The following is a 17,449-nucleotide window of genomic DNA, read 5'->3' as shown; positions in this document are numbered from 1 at the left end:
CGTGCCGGTCACGATCCTGATGCCGGTGCTGAACGGCGCGGACTTCCTGCAGGAGCAGCTGGAGAGTCTGGCGCGGCAGACGCTGTTGCCCCGCCGGGTTCTGGCCTTCGACGACGGCTCGCAGGACGGCAGCCGGAGGATCCTCGACCAGTTCGCGCGGATGGCTCCGTTCGAGATGCGAACGGGGCCGGGGCCGGGCCGGGGTCATGCTCGCAACGTGGCGGCCCTTTTGCGCGCGGCAGGACCGGGGTCGGTCGCCTTCTGCGACCAGGACGATGTCTGGCTGCCCGACAGATTGATGCGGGCGGACCGCGCCCTCCGCTGCATCTCGAGACCCGCGCTCGTCGTCTCGGCCCGCCTCGTGACCGGGCCGCGATTGCAGGCTGCAAGGCCGGCGCCGGTGCCGCGCGCGACGAATTTCCGCTGCGCCCTGCTGCGCAACCCGGCTCCGGCGAATGCGACCGTTCTCAACGCGTCGGCGGCGCAACTGGCGCGGCAGTTCCTGCCGGAGCCGGGGGCCCTGCCCCCCTTTCCGGACTGGTGGGTCCACGCGCTTGTCCTAGGCGCGGGGGGGACGGTGATCTTCGACGCTGCGCCTGGTCTGCTTTATCGTCAGCATCGAGGCAACATGCTGGGCGGGCGTCACGGGCGGCACCGTCTCCGCCGGATGCTCCTTCTGGCGGATGGCACCTATGACCGGTGGCTGCGCGATCAGACGCGGGCCCTGCAACTCGCATCGGCCGCGCTGACACCGGGCCATCGCGCCGAACTGGCCGTATTCGCGGCCCGGCTGGGGGCGGCGCGGAGTCCCCCCTTCATGTCGCGCGGAACGATCAGCCGCATCGCGCTCGGGTTGAGCCGCATCTGATTCGCATTTCTCGAAAATCCCGGCGCCGCGCCCCGTGCCCGACACGGTTCGGCCACGGCATTTCCCCGCCAAGGCAGCAGATTTTCCCCGTGAACTTGCGGGGCGGGACATGCTGCAACTGGGACTTCGGAACACTCTGACAGGCGACAATGCGAACCTCTTCGGGTCGATCGCGGCGCTCTTCACCTTTGAGGATGACGGGGCGCATTGGCTCTATTCGGGCGCGCAGGCCAATGGCACCGTCACGCGGTTCCGCCTGACCGAGACCGGGCCGGTGGAGAACCCCGCCATGGTTCCCATCTCGGCGCCGGGCAGCACCTACCGGATCGAGGATTTCGCCACGGTCACGCATGACGACGCCCCGCGGCTGCTCGCGAGCGGGCTGGACCGCGAGTCGCTGATCGCCTTCGATATCGCCCCCGACGGGCGGTTGGTGTCGCAGGTCCCCGTCACCGACGGACTGACCGGCCCCGTGGCGCAGATCCATGCGGTGGAGATCGGAGGGCGCGATTTCCTGATCGCCGGTGCACGGGACAGCGCGGGGCTGGGCATCTATGAATACGGCGGCGCCGGCCCCTTCGTGCAGCGCGACACCATCACCGATCACGTCAAGGCGGCGGCGGCGGACACGGCCGATATCACCTCGGTCGCGATCGGGTCTGAGACCTTTGTCGTGACGGCCTCGGCGACCGAGAACGGCATCAGCAGCTACCGGGTCGATTCGACCGGCCGGGCCACGCTGATCGACACGCTGGGCGCGAAGGACGGGCTGTGGCTTGCGGGACTGGACAGCGTGACGCCCGTGACCGCGGACGGCACGGAGTATGTCGTCGTGGCAGGCACGAATTCATCGTCCCTCAGTCTTGTCCGGGTGAACAAGATGGGCGTCCTCTTCACGGCCGACCACGCGATCGACAGCCTGTCGTCGCGGTTCGAAAAGGTCGACGCGGTGACCGGCTTTTCGATCGAAAACAGGGGGTTCGTGGTCGCTGGCGGCGCGGATGACGGGCTCTCCCTGCTGGAGGTTCTGCCGGATCGGTCGCTGTTCCACCACTCTGTCCTGGTGAATTCCGCCGGCGGTGCGCTCGAGAATATCTCGGCGCTGGCGAGCACGACGATCGGCGGAACCGTCCAGGTGGTCGCCGCGGGACAGCCCGGGTTGACCCTCGCTACGCTGGAGGCGGGGCGCGTGGCCGGGTTGATCAAGGGCGGCGGCGGGGCGGACCGACTGGAAGGCGGCGCCGCGAATGACCTGCTCTGGGCCGATTCGGGCAACGACGTCCTGATCGGTGGCGCGGGGGACGACATTCTTTCGGGGGGTGCCGGGCGGGACGAACTGACCGGCGGCGCCGGAGCGGATGTCTTCATCTTTTCCGGCGAGGCGCAGCGCGACGTCGTGACGGATTTCGACGTCGGAGAGGATCGGCTGGACCTCGGCCGCTGGGGACGGCTCTACGATGTCGGGTCGCTGACGATCCAGGAACAGCCGGACGGGGCCGTGATCAGCCATGGCGCGAAATCCTTGCAGCTGATCTCGGCCGATCATGCGCCTCTTTCGGTCGAGAGCTTTACCAACGACAGTTTTCTCTTCTGATTTTCACGAGTTTCGCGGGCGATATTCACGAAGTCTCAACCGCTTCCGCTCAGATTGGGCGTGGGTAGACCGGGGGGCTGTGACATGGCGACGGGACGGGTCATTCGCGGGCTTGGCGGCCCCGCGGGTTTTGGCGAGGCGGCGCTTGCACGGTCTGATGACGGGAGTTTCGCCCTCGATGCCCGTGCCGTCTTTCCCGGGGGGCTGACCTATTTCGGCCGGCACCACGCCGGCGACGCCATCCGGGTCGGGACGAACGGGATCGTCAGCTTCGGCGCCGGGGTCGAGGTCTATCCGGCGGTCGGGTCGCCGCTGCCCGTGGCCGACATGATCGCGCCCTTCTGGGCCGATGTGGATACACGCATCGACGGCGAGGGGCGGGAAAGCGGGCAGATCTGGGTCGATCTGGACCCGGAGGGCGGTCATCTGACCGTGACCTGGGCCGACGTGGGCAGCTATCGGCGGCAAGCCGACGAGACGAACCTGTTCCAGCTGCGCCTGACCGACCGGGGCGCGGGCGACTTCGACATACGCTTCGCCTATGAGCGGATCGACTGGACCAGCGGGACGGCTTCGGACGATGCCGGGGCGATGGTCCTTCTGAACGGGGTGCGGCTGCCCGAGGCCTGGATCGCCGCCGGAGATGCCGGCGCCCTGGCATCGCAGGCCGGGAACACGGGGATCGCCGGGACCTGGCAGTTCGAGATGCGCGACGGCATCCTGCCGGGGCTGACCCCGGTGTCGGGCGCCACGCTGACCGGGACCGACGCGGCGAACACGCTGACGGGCGGGGCCGATGGCGACATCCTGCGGGGCTACGAGGGCACCGACGTGCTGCGCGGACACGGCGGGGCGGACTGGCTGTTCGGAGGAGACGGGGCCGACACGCTGAACGGCGGATCGGGCGACGATGTCATCGAGGGCGGCACCAGCGCGGCCGACCTGAGGGACGTGGTCTATGGCGGCGATGGCGCGGACCGGATCGATGCGGGGCATGGCAACGACCTGGTCTATGGCGGCGCGGGCGACGACGTGATCGAGGGCGGCTTTGGCGTGGACGAGCTGATCGGCCAGCAGGGCGACGACACGCTGTCCGGGGCCGCCTGGTCCGACCTGATCTTCGGCGGCGACGGCGCGGATTTCCTGAACGGCGGCTTCGGGTACGACCGGCTTAACGGCGGTGGGGGCGGCGATCGGTTCTTTCACCTCGGCATCTTCGATCACGGGTCGGACTGGGTGCAGGACTATTCCGCCGCCGAAGGCGACGCGCTGGTCTGGGGCCGGGGGCCCGCGACGGCGGCGGATTTCCAGATCAACTGGGCCGACACAGCCGGAGCCGGGGCTGCGGGCGTGGCCGAGGCCTTTGTCATCCACCGCGGCACGGGGCAGATCATCTGGGCACTGGTCGACGGCGCGGCGCAGGAGGAAATCACGCTGCTGGTGAGCGGCACGGGCTACGATCTTCTGGGCTGAGCGACGGGTTCAGGACAGGAAGGTGCAGGTGTCGCGGTCGATATGGGCGGCCGACAATCGACCGGAGTAGTAGGCCCCGGTATCGAGAGAGATCCGTCCCTCCCAGATCGCGGCTTCGGCCATGACCGTATGGCCGTGCACGACGGTCGCGCCATCGCTCCGGGCCCGGGTGAGGAACTCGGGATGGCCGTTGATCATGACCCGGGGCTTCTGCCGGTCGGGGGGAACGGCAGGATCCATCGCGGCGTGGACGCAGTGGACGTTGCCCGTGGACCAGACTGCAGGCAGGCCGCGCAGCCAGTCCTGCAAGCCGGCGGACATCGCGGATTCGAGGCGGTCCGCGGCCTCCATCGCATCCTCGGCATCCGGACGGCGGGCCGGAACGGCGATGCCGTAGCTCTGCAGGGTCTCGACCCCGCCGAAAGTGAGCCAGCGCGCGCCCTGCCCCGCCGGATCGTCGATGAATTCGAGCATCATCGTCTCGTGGTTGCCCATGAGGGAGATGTTGGCCGATGGGTCGGTCCGCGCGAGATCGTGGATCATCTCGAGCACACTGGCGGTATCCGGCCCGCGATCGACATTGTCGCCCAGGAAGATCACCGGAATGTCGGCGCCGTATTCTGCCCGGATGCGGCGATAGAGCGGGTCGAGCAGGTCGATCCGGCCGTGCACGTCGCCAATGGCGCAGAAGGGACGATCGGGGGCGAGGATGGTCTCGCCCGCGTTCTGCGGCGCGGTGAGGACGCGCGGGTTGTTGGGTGTGCCCGCGAACAGGGATTTCAGTTTTTTCAGAACCATCTGCAACAGCTCAATTCGTGTGTTCCACGGCCCTGCAGATCGTGTCGAGCACGGAGTGGAGCGTGTCCTGATCCTCGGCCTCGCCCATCACGCGGATCAGCGGCTCGGTGCCGGACTTGCGGATCAGGAGACGGCCCGATGTGCCCAGCTTCTTCTCGCCATCGGCAATGGCCTGCCGGACGCTGTCGCGGTCCAGCGGCTCGGTCCCGCTGGCGTAGCGCACGTTGTGCAGGACCTGCGGGATCGGAGTGAAGACACGGAGCAGATCGCTGGCCCGGGCGCCGGTCTCGACCATCGCGGCAAGGACCTGAAGCGCGGCCACGAGGCCGTCGCCCGTGGTGGCGTGATCGGTCATGACGATATGGCCCGACTGCTCTCCGCCGAGGTTGAAGCCGCCCTGGCGCATCCGCTCGACCACATAGCGGTCGCCGACCTTGGTGCGTTCGATGGCGATCCCGCGACTCTCGAGGAACCGCTCGAGCCCGAGGTTGGACATCACCGTGGTCACCAGCGTGTCGCCGGCAAGGCGACCGTCCTCCTTCCAGCGCGAGGCGATGAGGCCCATGATCTGGTCGCCGTCCACCCGCTGGCCGTTCTGGTCGATCAGGATCAGCCGGTCGGCGTCCCCATCGAGGCAGAGCCCCACGTCGGCGCGGGTTTCCAGCACCTTGGCCGCCGCCAGATCGGGATGGGTCGATCCGCACTTGTCGTTGATGTTCAGACCGTTGGGGCTGGTTCCCACGGGGATGACGTCGGCGCCCAACTCCCACAGGATCGAAGGGCCGACGCGATGCGCGGCTCCGTTCGCGCAATCGACGACGATACGCAGACCGTCCAGCCGGAACTGTCGCGGAAAGGTCGTCTTGACGTATTCGACATAGCGCGAGCCCGAGTCGTCGATCCGCTTGGCGCGACCGATGCGCTGCGGATGGGCGAGCGAGACGCCGGCCTCCATCAGGCGCTCGATCTCGGTCTCGGCATCGTCGCTGAGCTTGAAGCCGTCGGGGCCGAAGAACTTGATGCCGTTGTCCTCGGCCGGGTTGTGGCTGGCCGAGATCATCACGCCGACATCGGCGCGCATGGAGCGCGTGAGAAAGCCCACGGCCGGCGTCGGCACCGGCCCGAGCAGGAAGACGTTCATCCCGGTCGAGGTGAAGCCGGCGGTGAGCGCGTTTTCGAGCATGTAGCCCGAGAGGCGCGTATCCTTGCCGATGACGACCCGGTGCTCCTGCTGGTCGCGGCGGAAGAAGCGGCCCGCGGCTGCGGCCAGTCTCATCGCCAGTTCGGCCGTCATCGGGTGCGTGTTGGTGCGGCCGCGAACCCCATCCGTGCCGAACAATGAACGGGTCATGCGTTACTCCGAAAACTGATACGCGTGGTGAACCCTGTTACGCCGGGCGGCGGACCAAGTCCAGATTGACCCGCCCGGGGGCGCCGGGGCTTTCGGATCGGGCCGGGATGTGTGACGGTCGGGCGACAGGTCGGAAAACCGGCGTTGCCCGCGGGGGTTGCAGCGACTAGGGTTCCGAAAACATCGAGGTGGAGCGCGGCGGCGTGCGGAAGTCGACGAAATTCATGTCCACGGCCCTTGCGAGTCTCGCCGCCCTCGTCGCCACGTCCACGGCGTCCTCGACCGAGCAGCGCAAATCCGTCAGCTACAACGTCTACGGCGTGCCCGGCCTGATCGACATGCCCACGGCCGAGAGCGCCGAGGATGCGGAACTGGCCACCACCCTGTCCTATTTCCCCGGCGGCACGCGGGCGACGATGACGTTCCAGATCACGCCGCGACTGTCGGGCAGCTTCCGCTACGGGCGGATGGACCGGTTCAATACCACCACCGGCGCCGAGATTTACGACCGGTCGTTCGATCTGCGATACCGCTTCGTCGACGAAGGACGGTACAGGCCCGCCGTCGCGGTCGGTTTCCAGGACTTCATCGGCACCGGGCTCTATTCCGGCGAATACCTCGTCGCCACCAAGACGCTGGCGCCGGGGCTCAAGGTGACCGGCGGGATCGGCTGGGGGCGCCTGGGGTCCTACGGCGGCTTTTCGAATCCGCTCGGCGCGATCGATGCCCGGTTCCGTTCGCGACCCGGCGGGTTCACCGGGACGGGTGGCCAGGTCGAGGCCGGCAAGTGGTTCCGCGGCGACGCGGCGCTGTTCGGCGGGATCAGCTATGCGCCGACCGACCGCCTGACGCTGAAGGCCGAGTATTCCTCGGACGCCTATTCCTTCGAAACGGCGGCGGGGCGGTCTCTCTTCTCGCATCGGTCGCCCTTGAACTTCGGCATCGACTACAAGCTGGCCGAGGGCGCGAACGTCCAGCTCAGTTATCTCTATGGCGACACGGTCGGGGTCGCTTTCAACTTTCGGCTCAACCCCAGGCACGGCTCGGTCCCCGGCGGGGCCGGATCAGCGCCGATCCCGGTGAAGGTGCGCGACCTGCAATCGCCCGCCGCGTTGGGATGGACGACGAACGACTCGCTCAAGAGCACGCTGCGGCAAGGGTTGGCGCAGATCCTCGCCCAGGACGGCATCCTGGTCGAGGCGGTGCGGCTCGAGGGGCGGCAGGCCACGGTCTTTATCCGCAACGAGAAATACATCGCCCGCGCCGAGGCACTGGGCCGGACCGCGCGGGTGATGACGCAGGCGACGCCCAGTTCGGTCGAGACCTTCCGCATCGTGCCGATGGTGGAAGGCATCCCGGCCTCGGCCGTGGTCATCCGCCGCCGCGATCTCGAGGCGCTGGAACACGACCCGAACGGGGCGTGGCGGATGTTCGCCCGCGCCAGGATCGAGGATCAGGTCGAGGGGCCGTCCCGTGCGGATCTGATAGAGGACCAGTTCCCCCGGTTCCGCTGGTCGCTCGGCCCCTATCTCAAGGCCAGCTACTTCGACCCGGACAGCCCCGCGCGCGTCGATGTCGGCCTGCGGGCGAAGGCGGATTACACCATCGCGCCCGGTCTGGTGCTGTCCGGTCAGGTGGACCAGCGGCTGGTGGGGAACCGCGACGGCGCAACCCGGTTCGATCCCTCGACCCTGCCGCGTGTGAGGTCGGACGCCGGGCGCTATGCCAAGGCCGACACGGCGCTGACGCGTCTGACGCTCGCCTCGTACTTCCGGCCGGGCGAGAACCTGTATGGGCGCGTGACCGCCGGTTACCTGGAACCGATGTATGCCGGCGTCTCGGGCGAGGTGCTCTGGAAGCCGGTGGACAGCCGCTTCGCCTTCGGGGTCGAGATGAACTATGTCCGGCAGCGCGATTTCGACCAGGGCTTCGGCCTGCGAGGCTACAGCACTCTGACGGGTCATGCCTCGGCCTATTTCGACTTCGGCAACGGGTTTCACGGCCAGGTGGACGCCGGCCGGTATCTGGCCGGCGACTGGGGCGCGACGGTGGCGCTGGATCGCGAATTCGCCAACGGCTGGAAGATCGGCGCCTATGCGACCTTCACCGATGTCTCCTTCGGCGATTTCGGCGAGGGGTCGTTCGACAAGGGCCTGCGCTTCGAGGTGCCGCTGGATCACTTTCTCGGCCGCCCGACCGGCAAGACATACAAGGCGACGCTTCAGCCGCTGTCGCGCGACGGCGGCGCGCGGGTGCAGGTCGACGGGCGCCTTTACGAGCGGGTCCGGGATTACCACGAGCCCGAGCTGGAGAAGACCTGGGGGAGGTTCTGGCGATGATCTCTCTGCGCCTTCTGGCCGCCGCTCTGGTGCTGGCCCTCGCCGCCTGCGGCAACGATACGTCGCAGCCGAAGGCGGGCGCCGCGCTCTACAAGCAGTTGACGGCCCGGTTCGCGCAGGGCGACGACCAGAGCCCGCCGACGCGCGACCAGTTGCGCGCGGCGATCACGCCCGAGTTCCGTGCCGAGACGGGGAACAAGCCGCTGCTTCTGGCCAGTTCCCAGCGGGTTCCGGTTTCGTCGATCCTGACGATGTTCGCGCAGAACGGCGAGGTCCGGACCTACATGACCCCGGACCAGATCAGCTTCAGCCTGCGGCGCGGCATCCTGATCGCCTCGCGCGGGCTGGGCAACGACCTGATGAGCGCGGATGTCTCGGGCGTTCTGGCGCGGATCCGCGCGGGATCGGGACGTGCGGTGCGCGTTCACACCTATCTCGACGGAGAGGACCAGCTGGTCGACCACCGGTTCGACTGCGCCTATTCCCGCGCGGAGACGGGCGAGGTTCTGGAACGGTGCGAGGGGCCGACGGCCAGTTTCACCAACCGGTACACGCTGAACCGCGCGGGCGGCATCGCCGTGTCGGTGCAATGGATCAGCCCCGGCCTGCAATCCTACCTGATCGAAGACCTCGGCTGAGCCGGCCGGAGACAGAAATAGTTTAACGTTAAACTATTTTTGCGCCACAGCCTCTCCGCACGCATGGGTAAGGGCGCGGCAGCGAGAACCGGCGCCCGGGGATCGCAACGAAGGCTTCCGTCGCCAGGCCCCCGTGTCGCGTGACCTCCGACCGGACCGCCGATTGCGCCGTTCCCCCCTCGGTCCACGATCTCCTACGCCCCAGACCATCGATGGCGGGAGGTCGTGGAGACACGAACGCGCACCCGCAAAGGCGCAGACTTTCCTTCTTCGGTCAGGCAATGTGAGCGTCAGCGATTCTTTCGACACACGATAATAATGACGAATGACGAACGAACGATGACGGGACCCGGCGGTGAAATGGGCGGGCGCATCCGCAGCCACGACTGGAGCGCCACGGCGCTCGGTCCGGTCGACAGCTGGCCGCGGCCCCTCCGGACGGCAGTCGACGTGATGCTGGGCGCGGCGGCACCCATCGGGATCTGCTGGGGGCCCGACCTGGTGCTGCTTTACAACGATGCCTGGCGCCGGCTGATCGGAGCCAGGCATCCGGACGCGCTCGGCCGTCCGGCGCGGGAGGTCTTCGCCGAAACGTGGGACAAGATCGGCCCCGTGCTCGACAGCGTTCTGGCCGGACATGGCGCTGCCGCCGCCGAAGATCAGCTCGTGCGGCTCGACCGCGAAGGCATGATCGAGGAGGCGTGGTTCAGCTTTACGGCCAATCCGATTCCGCTGGACGACGGGACCGTCGGCGGAATCCTGAACATCGCGCAGGAAACCACCGCGGCGCTGAAGGCGGCCGAGCAGGTCCGGCACCGGAAGGCGCGCGAACGCCTGCTTCTCGATCTGTCGGACACGCTGCGTGCGCAGGCCCCGGCCTTGACGAAAACGACCGAGGTGTCGCGCCTGCTGGCCGAGCACCTCGGCGCCGACCATGCCGTCTATTGCGACATGCGCGCGGGCGGCCGACGCATCGAAGGGGTCTATAGCCGGGGTTCTTCGGCCTCTGCCCCGCAGGTGCCGGAGGACGATTTCTGGCAGGGTCTCATGGATCGCGCGGCCGAAGCGGGCGGACCCCTCGTCGCGCCGGGTCCGGACGATGCCCGATCGTCGGCGGGCGACGGAGGGCGCGGCGCCTGCGTCGCCGTTCCCGTCTTTCGCGATGGCGCGCCGAGCGCCGGTCTGGCGGTGCGGGCTGCCGAACCGCGCGACTGGACCGCCGAGGAGATTTCCCTGATCGCGGAGGTCGCCACCCGCACCGAGACGGCGCTGGAACGCGTCCGCACCGAAGAGCGGCTCGCCAAGGAACTGGAGGCGGCGAAACTGATCCAGAGGCTGAGCGGTCTGTTGATCAGCGCGGACGATCCGCAGGCGCTGTTCGACCGGATCGTCGAGGTCGCCGCGGCGGTGATGGGGTCGGACGGCGCCAGCATCCAGATTCTCGATTCCACCGGCGACCGGCTCGAGCTTGCGGCCAGCCGGGGCTTTCACCCCGACTCCGCACGCTTCTGGCAGTCCGTGGATGCCGGTTCCGCCAGCACATGCGGCGAGGCGCTTCGCCTTGGCCGACGGGTTCTCGTGCCGGATGTGGAGGCGAGCGCCTTCATGGAAGGGACCGACGATCTCGAGCACTATCTCAGATCCGGCCTCCGCGCGGTGCAATCCACCCCGCTGGCGACGCGCGGCGGACAACCGATCGGCATGATTTCGACCCATTGGCGGACACCGCGCCCCCTGAAGGAAGCCGACTTTGCCCTGTTCGACGTGCTCGCCCGGCAGGCCGCCGAACTGATCGAACGGACGCAGTCCGAATCCGACGCGCGCAAGGGCGAGGACCGCCAGAGATTCCTTCTGAAACTCAGCGATGCGATGCGGGCCGAATCCGACGCGGATGCCCAGGCCGAGCTTGCGCTGGAAATGCTGTCGGACAAGCTGGGCACCGACCGCTGCTATGTCTGTGTCTTCCGGCTGGACGAGGACAAGGGGGAAATCGCCTGTCAGGTGGGCAACGACCGCGTACCTCCGCTTCCCGCGTCGGTCAGGCTGTCGGATTTTTCCGATGCGCTGCGGATGGCATCGGAAGAGACCATGGTCCTGCACAATGTCCCGCGCGACGAGAGCCTGTCGGAGATCGACCGGGAGAGCCTTGGCCAACTCGGCCTCGGAGCGTTCGTCGCCGCGACCCTGAGACGGGGCGAAAGCACGCCGCTCTGGTCGCTCGTCGCCGTCTCGGCCCGTCCCCGGCGCTGGACGCCCGACGAGGTCGCCCTGATCGAAGCGGTCAGCGAACGTATCTGGACCACCGGCGAACGAACAAGGGCAGAGGCGGCGCAGCGCTTCAGCGAGGAACGGTATCGCGCCCTCTTCGAAGCCATCGACGTGGGATTCTGCGTCACCGAGTTCCGCTTCGACACGGACGGGGGACGGTCCGACTACCGGGTTCTCGAAGCGAACCCGGCCTTCTACAAGCACACCGGCTTCCCGCAGGAGATCCTGGGCCGCTGGCTGCGCGAGGCGGCGCCGGATCTGGAAGAGCACTGGTACGAGAACTACGGCCGCGTCGCCCGCACCCGCGAACCGGTCCGTTTCGAGCAGAAGTCGGACATGCTGGGCCGTTGGTTCGAGGTCTACGCCTTTCCGATCGGCGACCCCGAGGGGCTGCACGTCGCGGTGCTCTTTACCGACATCTCCGAACGCAAACATGCGGAAGACCATCAGAACATGCTGATGGCCGAACTCGATCACCGGGTGAAGAACATCCTCGCCGTGGTGCAGTCCATCGCGCGGCAGAGCCTGGGCCGTGGCGCGGCGAACAGTTCCGACGCGGCCGAACGTCTCGTCGGGCGGATCAACACGCTGGCGCGGTCGCACGCGCTGCTTGCCGGCAGCCGCTGGCGGGGGGCCGAGTTCGGCCAGGTCCTCGACACCGCGATCGCGGCCTACCGGGGAAGGGGGCGCGTCGTGGCGGAGGGGCCGGATCTGAAAGTGACCCCGAAGGCGGCCCAGACACTGAACCTGGCTTTCCACGAACTGGTCACGAACGCGGCGAAATATGGCGGCCTCTCGCGGCCCGAGGGTTCGGTCCGGATCGACTGGCACCTCTCCGGATCGGACGAGGACGAGCGCCTGACTCTCCGCTGGGTGGAGAGCGGGGGGCCGCCCATCCTTGCCGCACCGGATCGGCGCGGCTTCGGCTCGACCCTCATCGAACAGACGCTCAGGCACGAACTGTCGGGCGAGGTGACGCTGGATTTCGCCCGCGAAGGGCTGCGGGCGCTGATCGACCTCCCGACCAAGAGGGTGCGCGCCCGGACGGGCAAGGGCACCCCGAAGCGCCGCAAGAAGGCGCAGCCGATTCCGAGTGAGCCCGGCTCGCTGCACGAGAAGCGGGTTCTGCTTGTCGAGGACGAATACCTCGTCGGGCAGGAAACGGCCGAGACGCTGCGCTCTGCCGGATGCGACGTCACCGGGCCCATCGGCACCCTGCCCGAGGCGCTGCGCCTCGCGGTAACCGAGGATGTCGACGCCGCCGTGCTGGACGTCAACCTGGGCGGTGAATTCGTCTGGCCCGCCGCCCGCGCCCTGAAGGCGCGCGGCATCCCGCTGGTTTTCGCGACGGGCTATTCCGACAGTATCTCGACTCCCCCGGGGCTGGAGAACATCCCGCGGATCGAGAAACCGCTGGCGCCCGGCCGCGTCATCGCCGCCCTCTCGGCCGCCCTGACCCGCGGCGCCGGTCGCTGACCGGAGGCGCCGCGCCCCGGAGAGGCTTTTCCGTCCAGCGCCGAGTCTCTGCAGAGCAGTTTTGCAGAAGCCGTTGGGGTAATCGAAGATGGTCGACACGCTCGAGGCCTGCGCCGGATTCACCGTCCCAGCAATGCGGCCGGATCACGCTGACGATGCGGCTCTGCCATCCTGCCACCGGGCATGCTCTCCACACGCAGGACCAAACCCCTGCAAGGGTGGCGATGATCAACTCGTTTCAGGAAAGTCTGGTAGCGGAGGAGGGACTTGAACCCCCGACACGCGGATTATGATTCCGCTGCTCTAACCACCTGAGCTACTCCGCCAGACCGGGGCCGTTTAGGCGAAGCCGCAGGTCAGGTCAAGCGCGAAAACCCGTGACGTCCGCGGCCGGGCGGCTCTTGCCTCCGGCGGACGCAGGTCGCATCATCCGCAGTCTGGGAGGACAGCCGGATGATCGACAGACTGATCGCCATCGTCGGCGAGAAGAACCTGCTGCGCGGCGCGGACGCGGCACCCTATGCGGTGGATATCTCGGCCATGCGCCGGGCCGAGCCGCTGGCCGTGGTCCGCCCCGCCGATACTGCCGAGGTCGCCGCGGTGGTCAAACTGGCCAACGAGTTGCGGTTCCCCGTCATCCCGGTCGGCGGCCGGACCGGCCTCTGCGGCGCGGGCGTGGGCGAGGCGGTGATCCTCTCCTTCGAACGCATGGCGGCGATCCGCGAGATCCGCGTCGATGCCCAGGTCGCCGTGGTCGAGGCAGGCGCCATCCTGCAGGACATCCACGACGCGGCCGAAGCGAGGGGGCTGGTGTTTCCGCTCACCTTCGGGGCCAAGGGGTCGGCGCGGGTCGGCGGGTTTCTCGGCACCAATGCCGGCGGGTCGAACGTGCTGCGCCATGGCAACACCCGCGATCTGGTCCTCGGGCTCGAGGCCGTTCTGCCCGATGGCGAGATCGTCGACCTGATGAGCGGGCTGCACAAGAACAACTCGGGCTACGACCTGCGCCACCTGCTGATCGGCGCCGAGGGGACGCTGGGCGTGATCACCGCGGCCACGCTGAAGCTCAGGCCGAGGCCGGGGGCCTATGCCACCGCCATGATCGGGATGGAGAACCTCTCGGATGCGCTTCCCCTGCTGAACGAGGTGCAGCGCGAGACCGGCGGTCTGGTCGAGGCCTTCGAATACATGCCGGACAGCTATGTCGCGGATTACCTCAAACTCGATCCCGCGCACCGCAGACCCTTCGACCGCCCCCATCCGGTCAATATCCTGATCGAGATCGGCGCGCTGGCCCCGCGCGACTGCACACCCGACGGGACCGGTGCCGTTCCCATCGTCGCCGATCTCGAGGAGCTTCTCGGCCGGTATCTGGAGGAGGGCCGTATCGCCGATGCCGTCGTCGCCCGGAACGAGGCGCAGCGGCGCGAGCTCTGGGCCCGGCGCGAAGCCGCGGCCGAGGTCGCGTCGCTGCGGCCGAACAGGATCACCAACGACGTGGCCGTCCCGCTCGACCGGGTCGAGACCTTTCTCACCCGCGCGGATGCCGTCCTGCGCGAGGTGGACCCCGGCGCCGGGACGACGGTCGTCGCGCATCTGGGCGACGGCAACGTGCATTACACCGTCTGGCCCACGTCCGAGGATCCAGCCTGCAAGGACGAGATCATGGAGCGGGTCGAGGATATCGTGCTGGATCTCGGCGGCTCGTTCAGTGCCGAACACGGGATCGGAACCGCCAAGCTGAGCTCGATGGCGCGCCGCAAGGATCCCGCCGCGCTCGCCGCGATGCGGGCGATCAAGCGGGCGCTCGATCCGCTGAACATCATGAACCCGGGGAAGCTGCTTCCGCCGGAATAGGAGGAGCCCGTGCAGACGAACTTTTCAACGACGCAACAGACCCGAAAGCGCGTGTCAGAGACGGATCTGGGGGTGGTCGCGACACAGCACAGCCAGGCCAGCCGGGTCGGCGCTCAGGTGCTGAAGGACGGTGGCGACGCGGTCGATGCCGCGATTGCCGTGGGCTTCGCCCTCGGCGTGGTCGAGCCTTGGATGAGCGGCCCGGGCGGCGGCGGCGCCATGCTGATCTGGCGGGAAGACGAGCAGAAGGCCTATGCGCTGAACTTCGGCATGGTCTCTCCGGCGGCGCTGGACCCGGCCGATTATCCGCTGACCGGTCAGGGCCGGGTCTCGGACCTCTTTCCCTGGCCCTCGGTTGAGGACGACCGCAACGTGGTGGGGGCGACGGCGATCGCCATCCCCGGGATGGTGGCGGGGATGGAGGCGGCGCATCGGCGCTTCGCGACCATGCCATGGGGCGATCTGCTGGCACCGGCCCGCGACATCGCCCGGGCAGGTCCGCTTGCAGACTGGTATTCGGCGCTGCTCACGACCTCGTCGGCACGACTGATCGCGCAGGATCCCGACCTTGCGGCGATCTTTCTCGAGGATGGCACGTGGCCGCGCATCGGCGGCTGGACGGCGACCAGGCAGCAGCGGCTGGACTTTTCCGGGATGGCGGCCACGCTCGACCGGCTGATCGAGGCGGGCGCGCGGGATTTCTACGAGGGCGATATCGCCGCCGCCCTGGTCGCGGATGTGCAGGGAAAGGGCGGATCGCTCTCGCGCGACGATCTGCGGAACTATGTCGCCGCGTTCCACGAACCGCTCGGCCTGGACCGGGGCGCTGCCCGCATCCACGCCATGCCGGGCCTGACCGCCGGACCCACCCTGGCGGATTACTTCGCGCGTCTCCCCGTCTCCGGCCACCTCGACGTGCCGGCCATGGCGGACGCTCTGTTCGGGGCGTACGAGCACCGGCTTGCCACCATGGGCCATGATGGTGAAACCCATGGCAGCCCGGCCTGCACCAGCCATTTCTCGATCGTCGACCGACATGGCAACATGGTCGCGCTGACGCAGACCCTGCTGTCGATCTTCGGCAGCCGGACGCTGTCGCAGTCGACGGGTCTTCTGATGAACAACGGCATCATGTGGTTCGATCCCGAACCTGGGAAACCGAATTCCCTGGCCCCCGGCAAGCCCTGCCTTATGAACATCTGTCCGACCATCGTGCGTGAGCCTTCGGGCGGTTTCGCCGTCGGGGCTTCGGGCGGGCGCAAGATCATGGGGGCGGTGGCGCAGCTTGCGACGATGATGACCGATGCCGGCATGTCGCTGGAAGAGGCGTTCCATCATCCCCGGATCGATTGTTCGGGCGAGGTGCTGATCGCCGACGCGGCCCTGCCGCGCGAGGTTCTGGAGACCCTGAGCGCGGGACACCGGACCGAGGCGCGGCCGAACATGACCTATCCCTTCGCCTGGGCCTGTCCCTCGGCGGTACACCGGATCGACGGCCGGAACGCCGGCTGTACCGAAGTCATGTCGCCCTGGGCCGACGCCCTGCGCGAGGATGACGTCTAGCCCAGCGGATCGGTCCGGTAGAGCCTGACCTTCAGGCCGCCGTGATCCACCGGCGGCTCGCCCATGTGGAACGGCAGGCCGGTGGCCCGGGCCAGGCCGCCGTCGTCGGTGATGATCCCGACGCGCCAGCCGCCGAAACGCTCCTTCAGAACCTCGCCCATGCTGCCGTAGAGCGCGAAGAGCATCTTGCGGTTGCCGATCCGGCCGCCATAGGGCGGGTTGATGATGACGAGGCCGGGACCCCCCTCGGGGCGGGCCAGATCGCTGATGGGCGCCTGGAGGAATTCGGTCACCGCCGCGACGCCCGCCCGCTCTGCATTGGACCGGCTGTTGGCGATGGCGCCGGCATCGCGGTCCGAGCCGAAGAACCGCAAATCCGGCCCTGTTCCAGGCTCTTTCGCCAGCGCCGCAAAAGCCGCGGCATCGAATCCCGCCAATTGTTCGAAGGCGAAGGCCCGCGACCGCCCGGCCTGAAGCCCGAGCGCGATTTCCGCCGCCTCGATCACGAAGGTGCCGGACCCGCACATCGGGTCCACCACCGGCTCCGCCCCCGTGAAGCCGCAGCGCCGCAGGAACAGCGCGGCCAGCGTCTCGCGCATGGGCGCCTTGCCGACGGCGGCCTTGTGTCCGCGCTTGTGCAGGGACTCTCCGGTCGTGTCGACGCTGAAGGACACCAGGTCATCCTCGATCCGGGCCATGATCCGCACCGGCGCGGCCTTGGCGACGGTGATGCCATGCGTTTCGGTCAACGCCCTCTCGATCCGTTGCGCGGCGGCCCGGTCGTGGTAGATCTTCGACTTGCGGCACACCGCCTCGACGCTGACCGGAACATCGGGGCGCAGCACCTCGCCGAAGGGAAACTTCCGCGCCCGCTTGTCGAGCTGGGCGAGATGGAACGCCCGGAACGAACCGATCCGCGCAAGAACCCGGGTCGCCCCCCGCATCTCGAGATTGGCGCGCCAGACCTCCGGCCAGCCGCCGCCGATCGTGACACCCCCCGGCACCGCCTGCGGGTCGGCAAATCCGCGCTCCTGCGCCTCGTCCCGCAGAACCTCTTCGAGGCCGGGGTTGCAGACAAGGAATATCTCGGTCGGTTCGGTCGTCATTTCACTGCCTTACCTGCTTTCCCCGCGCACGGCCATGCCCGCCCGCAACCGAGGAGGAAAGCCAAATGGCGGGCTTCAATACCGAAGCTCAATCGGCTACTGAAACGGCGGAACCGGC

General features: G+C 68.2%; 11 protein-coding genes and 1 tRNA gene. 8 read left to right on the top strand and 4 right to left on the bottom strand.

What is annotated here, in order from left to right:
* Position 1: 1 nt before the first annotated feature.
* From OB2597_RS16970 to OB2597_RS16960, 3 genes are all read left to right on the top strand, one after another.
* Complete coding sequence (locus OB2597_RS16970) at positions 2 to 868, top strand: glycosyltransferase (protein WP_009806841.1); 867 nt, start codon at positions 2 to 4, stop codon at positions 866 to 868.
* Between the two features lie 109 nt (positions 869 to 977).
* Positions 978 to 2,462 carry a calcium-binding protein gene (locus tag OB2597_RS22670; protein WP_009806840.1) on the top strand — a complete coding sequence of 495 codons (1,485 nt, stop codon included), beginning with the start codon at positions 978 to 980 and terminating at the stop codon, positions 2,460 to 2,462.
* An 84-nt stretch (positions 2,463 to 2,546) separates the two neighbouring features.
* On the top strand, positions 2,547 to 3,935 hold the full coding sequence (locus OB2597_RS16960; RefSeq protein ID WP_009806839.1) for a calcium-binding protein: 1,389 nt from the start codon (positions 2,547 to 2,549) through the stop codon (positions 3,933 to 3,935).
* Between the two features lie 9 nt (positions 3,936 to 3,944).
* Here OB2597_RS16960 and OB2597_RS16955 read toward each other — a convergent pair whose 3' ends face one another.
* Both OB2597_RS16955 and glmM read right to left on the bottom strand, forming a co-directional pair.
* Entirely contained in the window at positions 3,945 to 4,733 is a 789-nt protein-coding gene (locus tag OB2597_RS16955; protein ID WP_040609898.1) for a metallophosphoesterase, read from the bottom strand.
* Between the two features lie 10 nt (positions 4,734 to 4,743).
* Positions 4,744 to 6,084, bottom strand: coding sequence for a phosphoglucosamine mutase (glmM, locus tag OB2597_RS16950; RefSeq protein ID WP_040609421.1), 1,341 nt, complete (start codon positions 6,082 to 6,084; stop codon positions 4,744 to 4,746).
* Positions 6,085 to 6,308: 224 nt separating this feature from the next.
* Between glmM and OB2597_RS16945 the strand changes: the two genes are divergently transcribed.
* From OB2597_RS16945 to OB2597_RS21050, 3 genes are all read left to right on the top strand, one after another.
* Positions 6,309 to 8,423, top strand: coding sequence for a YjbH domain-containing protein (locus tag OB2597_RS16945; RefSeq protein WP_040609896.1), 2,115 nt, complete (start codon positions 6,309 to 6,311; stop codon positions 8,421 to 8,423).
* Positions 8,420 to 9,061, top strand: a complete 642-nt coding sequence (locus OB2597_RS16940; protein WP_009806835.1) for a YjbF family lipoprotein — start codon at positions 8,420 to 8,422, stop codon at positions 9,059 to 9,061. Before OB2597_RS16945 ends, OB2597_RS16940 begins: the two co-directional genes overlap by 4 nt.
* 339 nt (positions 9,062 to 9,400) lie before the next feature.
* The gene (locus OB2597_RS21050) at positions 9,401 to 12,805 is read left to right on the top strand and encodes a GAF domain-containing protein (protein WP_009806834.1); all 3,405 of its coding nucleotides are present in this window, start codon (positions 9,401 to 9,403) and stop codon (positions 12,803 to 12,805) included.
* Between the two features lie 249 nt (positions 12,806 to 13,054).
* On the opposite strand, the gene OB2597_RS16930 is transcribed toward OB2597_RS21050, so the two are convergent.
* Positions 13,055 to 13,131 (bottom strand) — tRNA-Met (locus OB2597_RS16930).
* 127 nt (positions 13,132 to 13,258) lie between these two features.
* Between OB2597_RS16930 and OB2597_RS16925 the strand changes: the two genes are divergently transcribed.
* Together OB2597_RS16925 and OB2597_RS16920 are read left to right on the top strand one after the other, a co-directional pair.
* Positions 13,259 to 14,662 (top strand): FAD-binding oxidoreductase, encoded by a 1,404-nt coding sequence (locus OB2597_RS16925; protein WP_009806833.1) that lies wholly within the window; start codon positions 13,259 to 13,261, stop codon positions 14,660 to 14,662.
* A 9-nt stretch (positions 14,663 to 14,671) separates the two neighbouring features.
* Entirely contained in the window at positions 14,672 to 16,225 is a 1,554-nt protein-coding gene (locus tag OB2597_RS16920) for a gamma-glutamyltransferase (protein ID WP_040609420.1), read from the top strand.
* On the opposite strand, the gene OB2597_RS16915 is transcribed toward OB2597_RS16920, so the two are convergent.
* Positions 16,222 to 17,331 carry a THUMP domain-containing class I SAM-dependent RNA methyltransferase gene (locus OB2597_RS16915; protein ID WP_009806831.1) on the bottom strand — a complete coding sequence of 370 codons (1,110 nt, stop codon included), beginning with the start codon at positions 17,329 to 17,331 and terminating at the stop codon, positions 16,222 to 16,224. The genes OB2597_RS16920 and OB2597_RS16915 overlap by 4 nt on opposite strands.
* Between the last annotated feature and the right edge of the window lie 118 nt (positions 17,332 to 17,449).

It is taken from the genome of Pseudooceanicola batsensis HTCC2597, assembly GCF_000152725.1.
Taxonomy (GTDB): Bacteria; Pseudomonadota; Alphaproteobacteria; order Rhodobacterales; family Rhodobacteraceae; genus Pseudooceanicola; species Pseudooceanicola batsensis.
The sequence above is the reverse complement of the archived record's forward strand: the minus strand, read 5'-3'. Positions and strand labels throughout refer to the sequence as shown.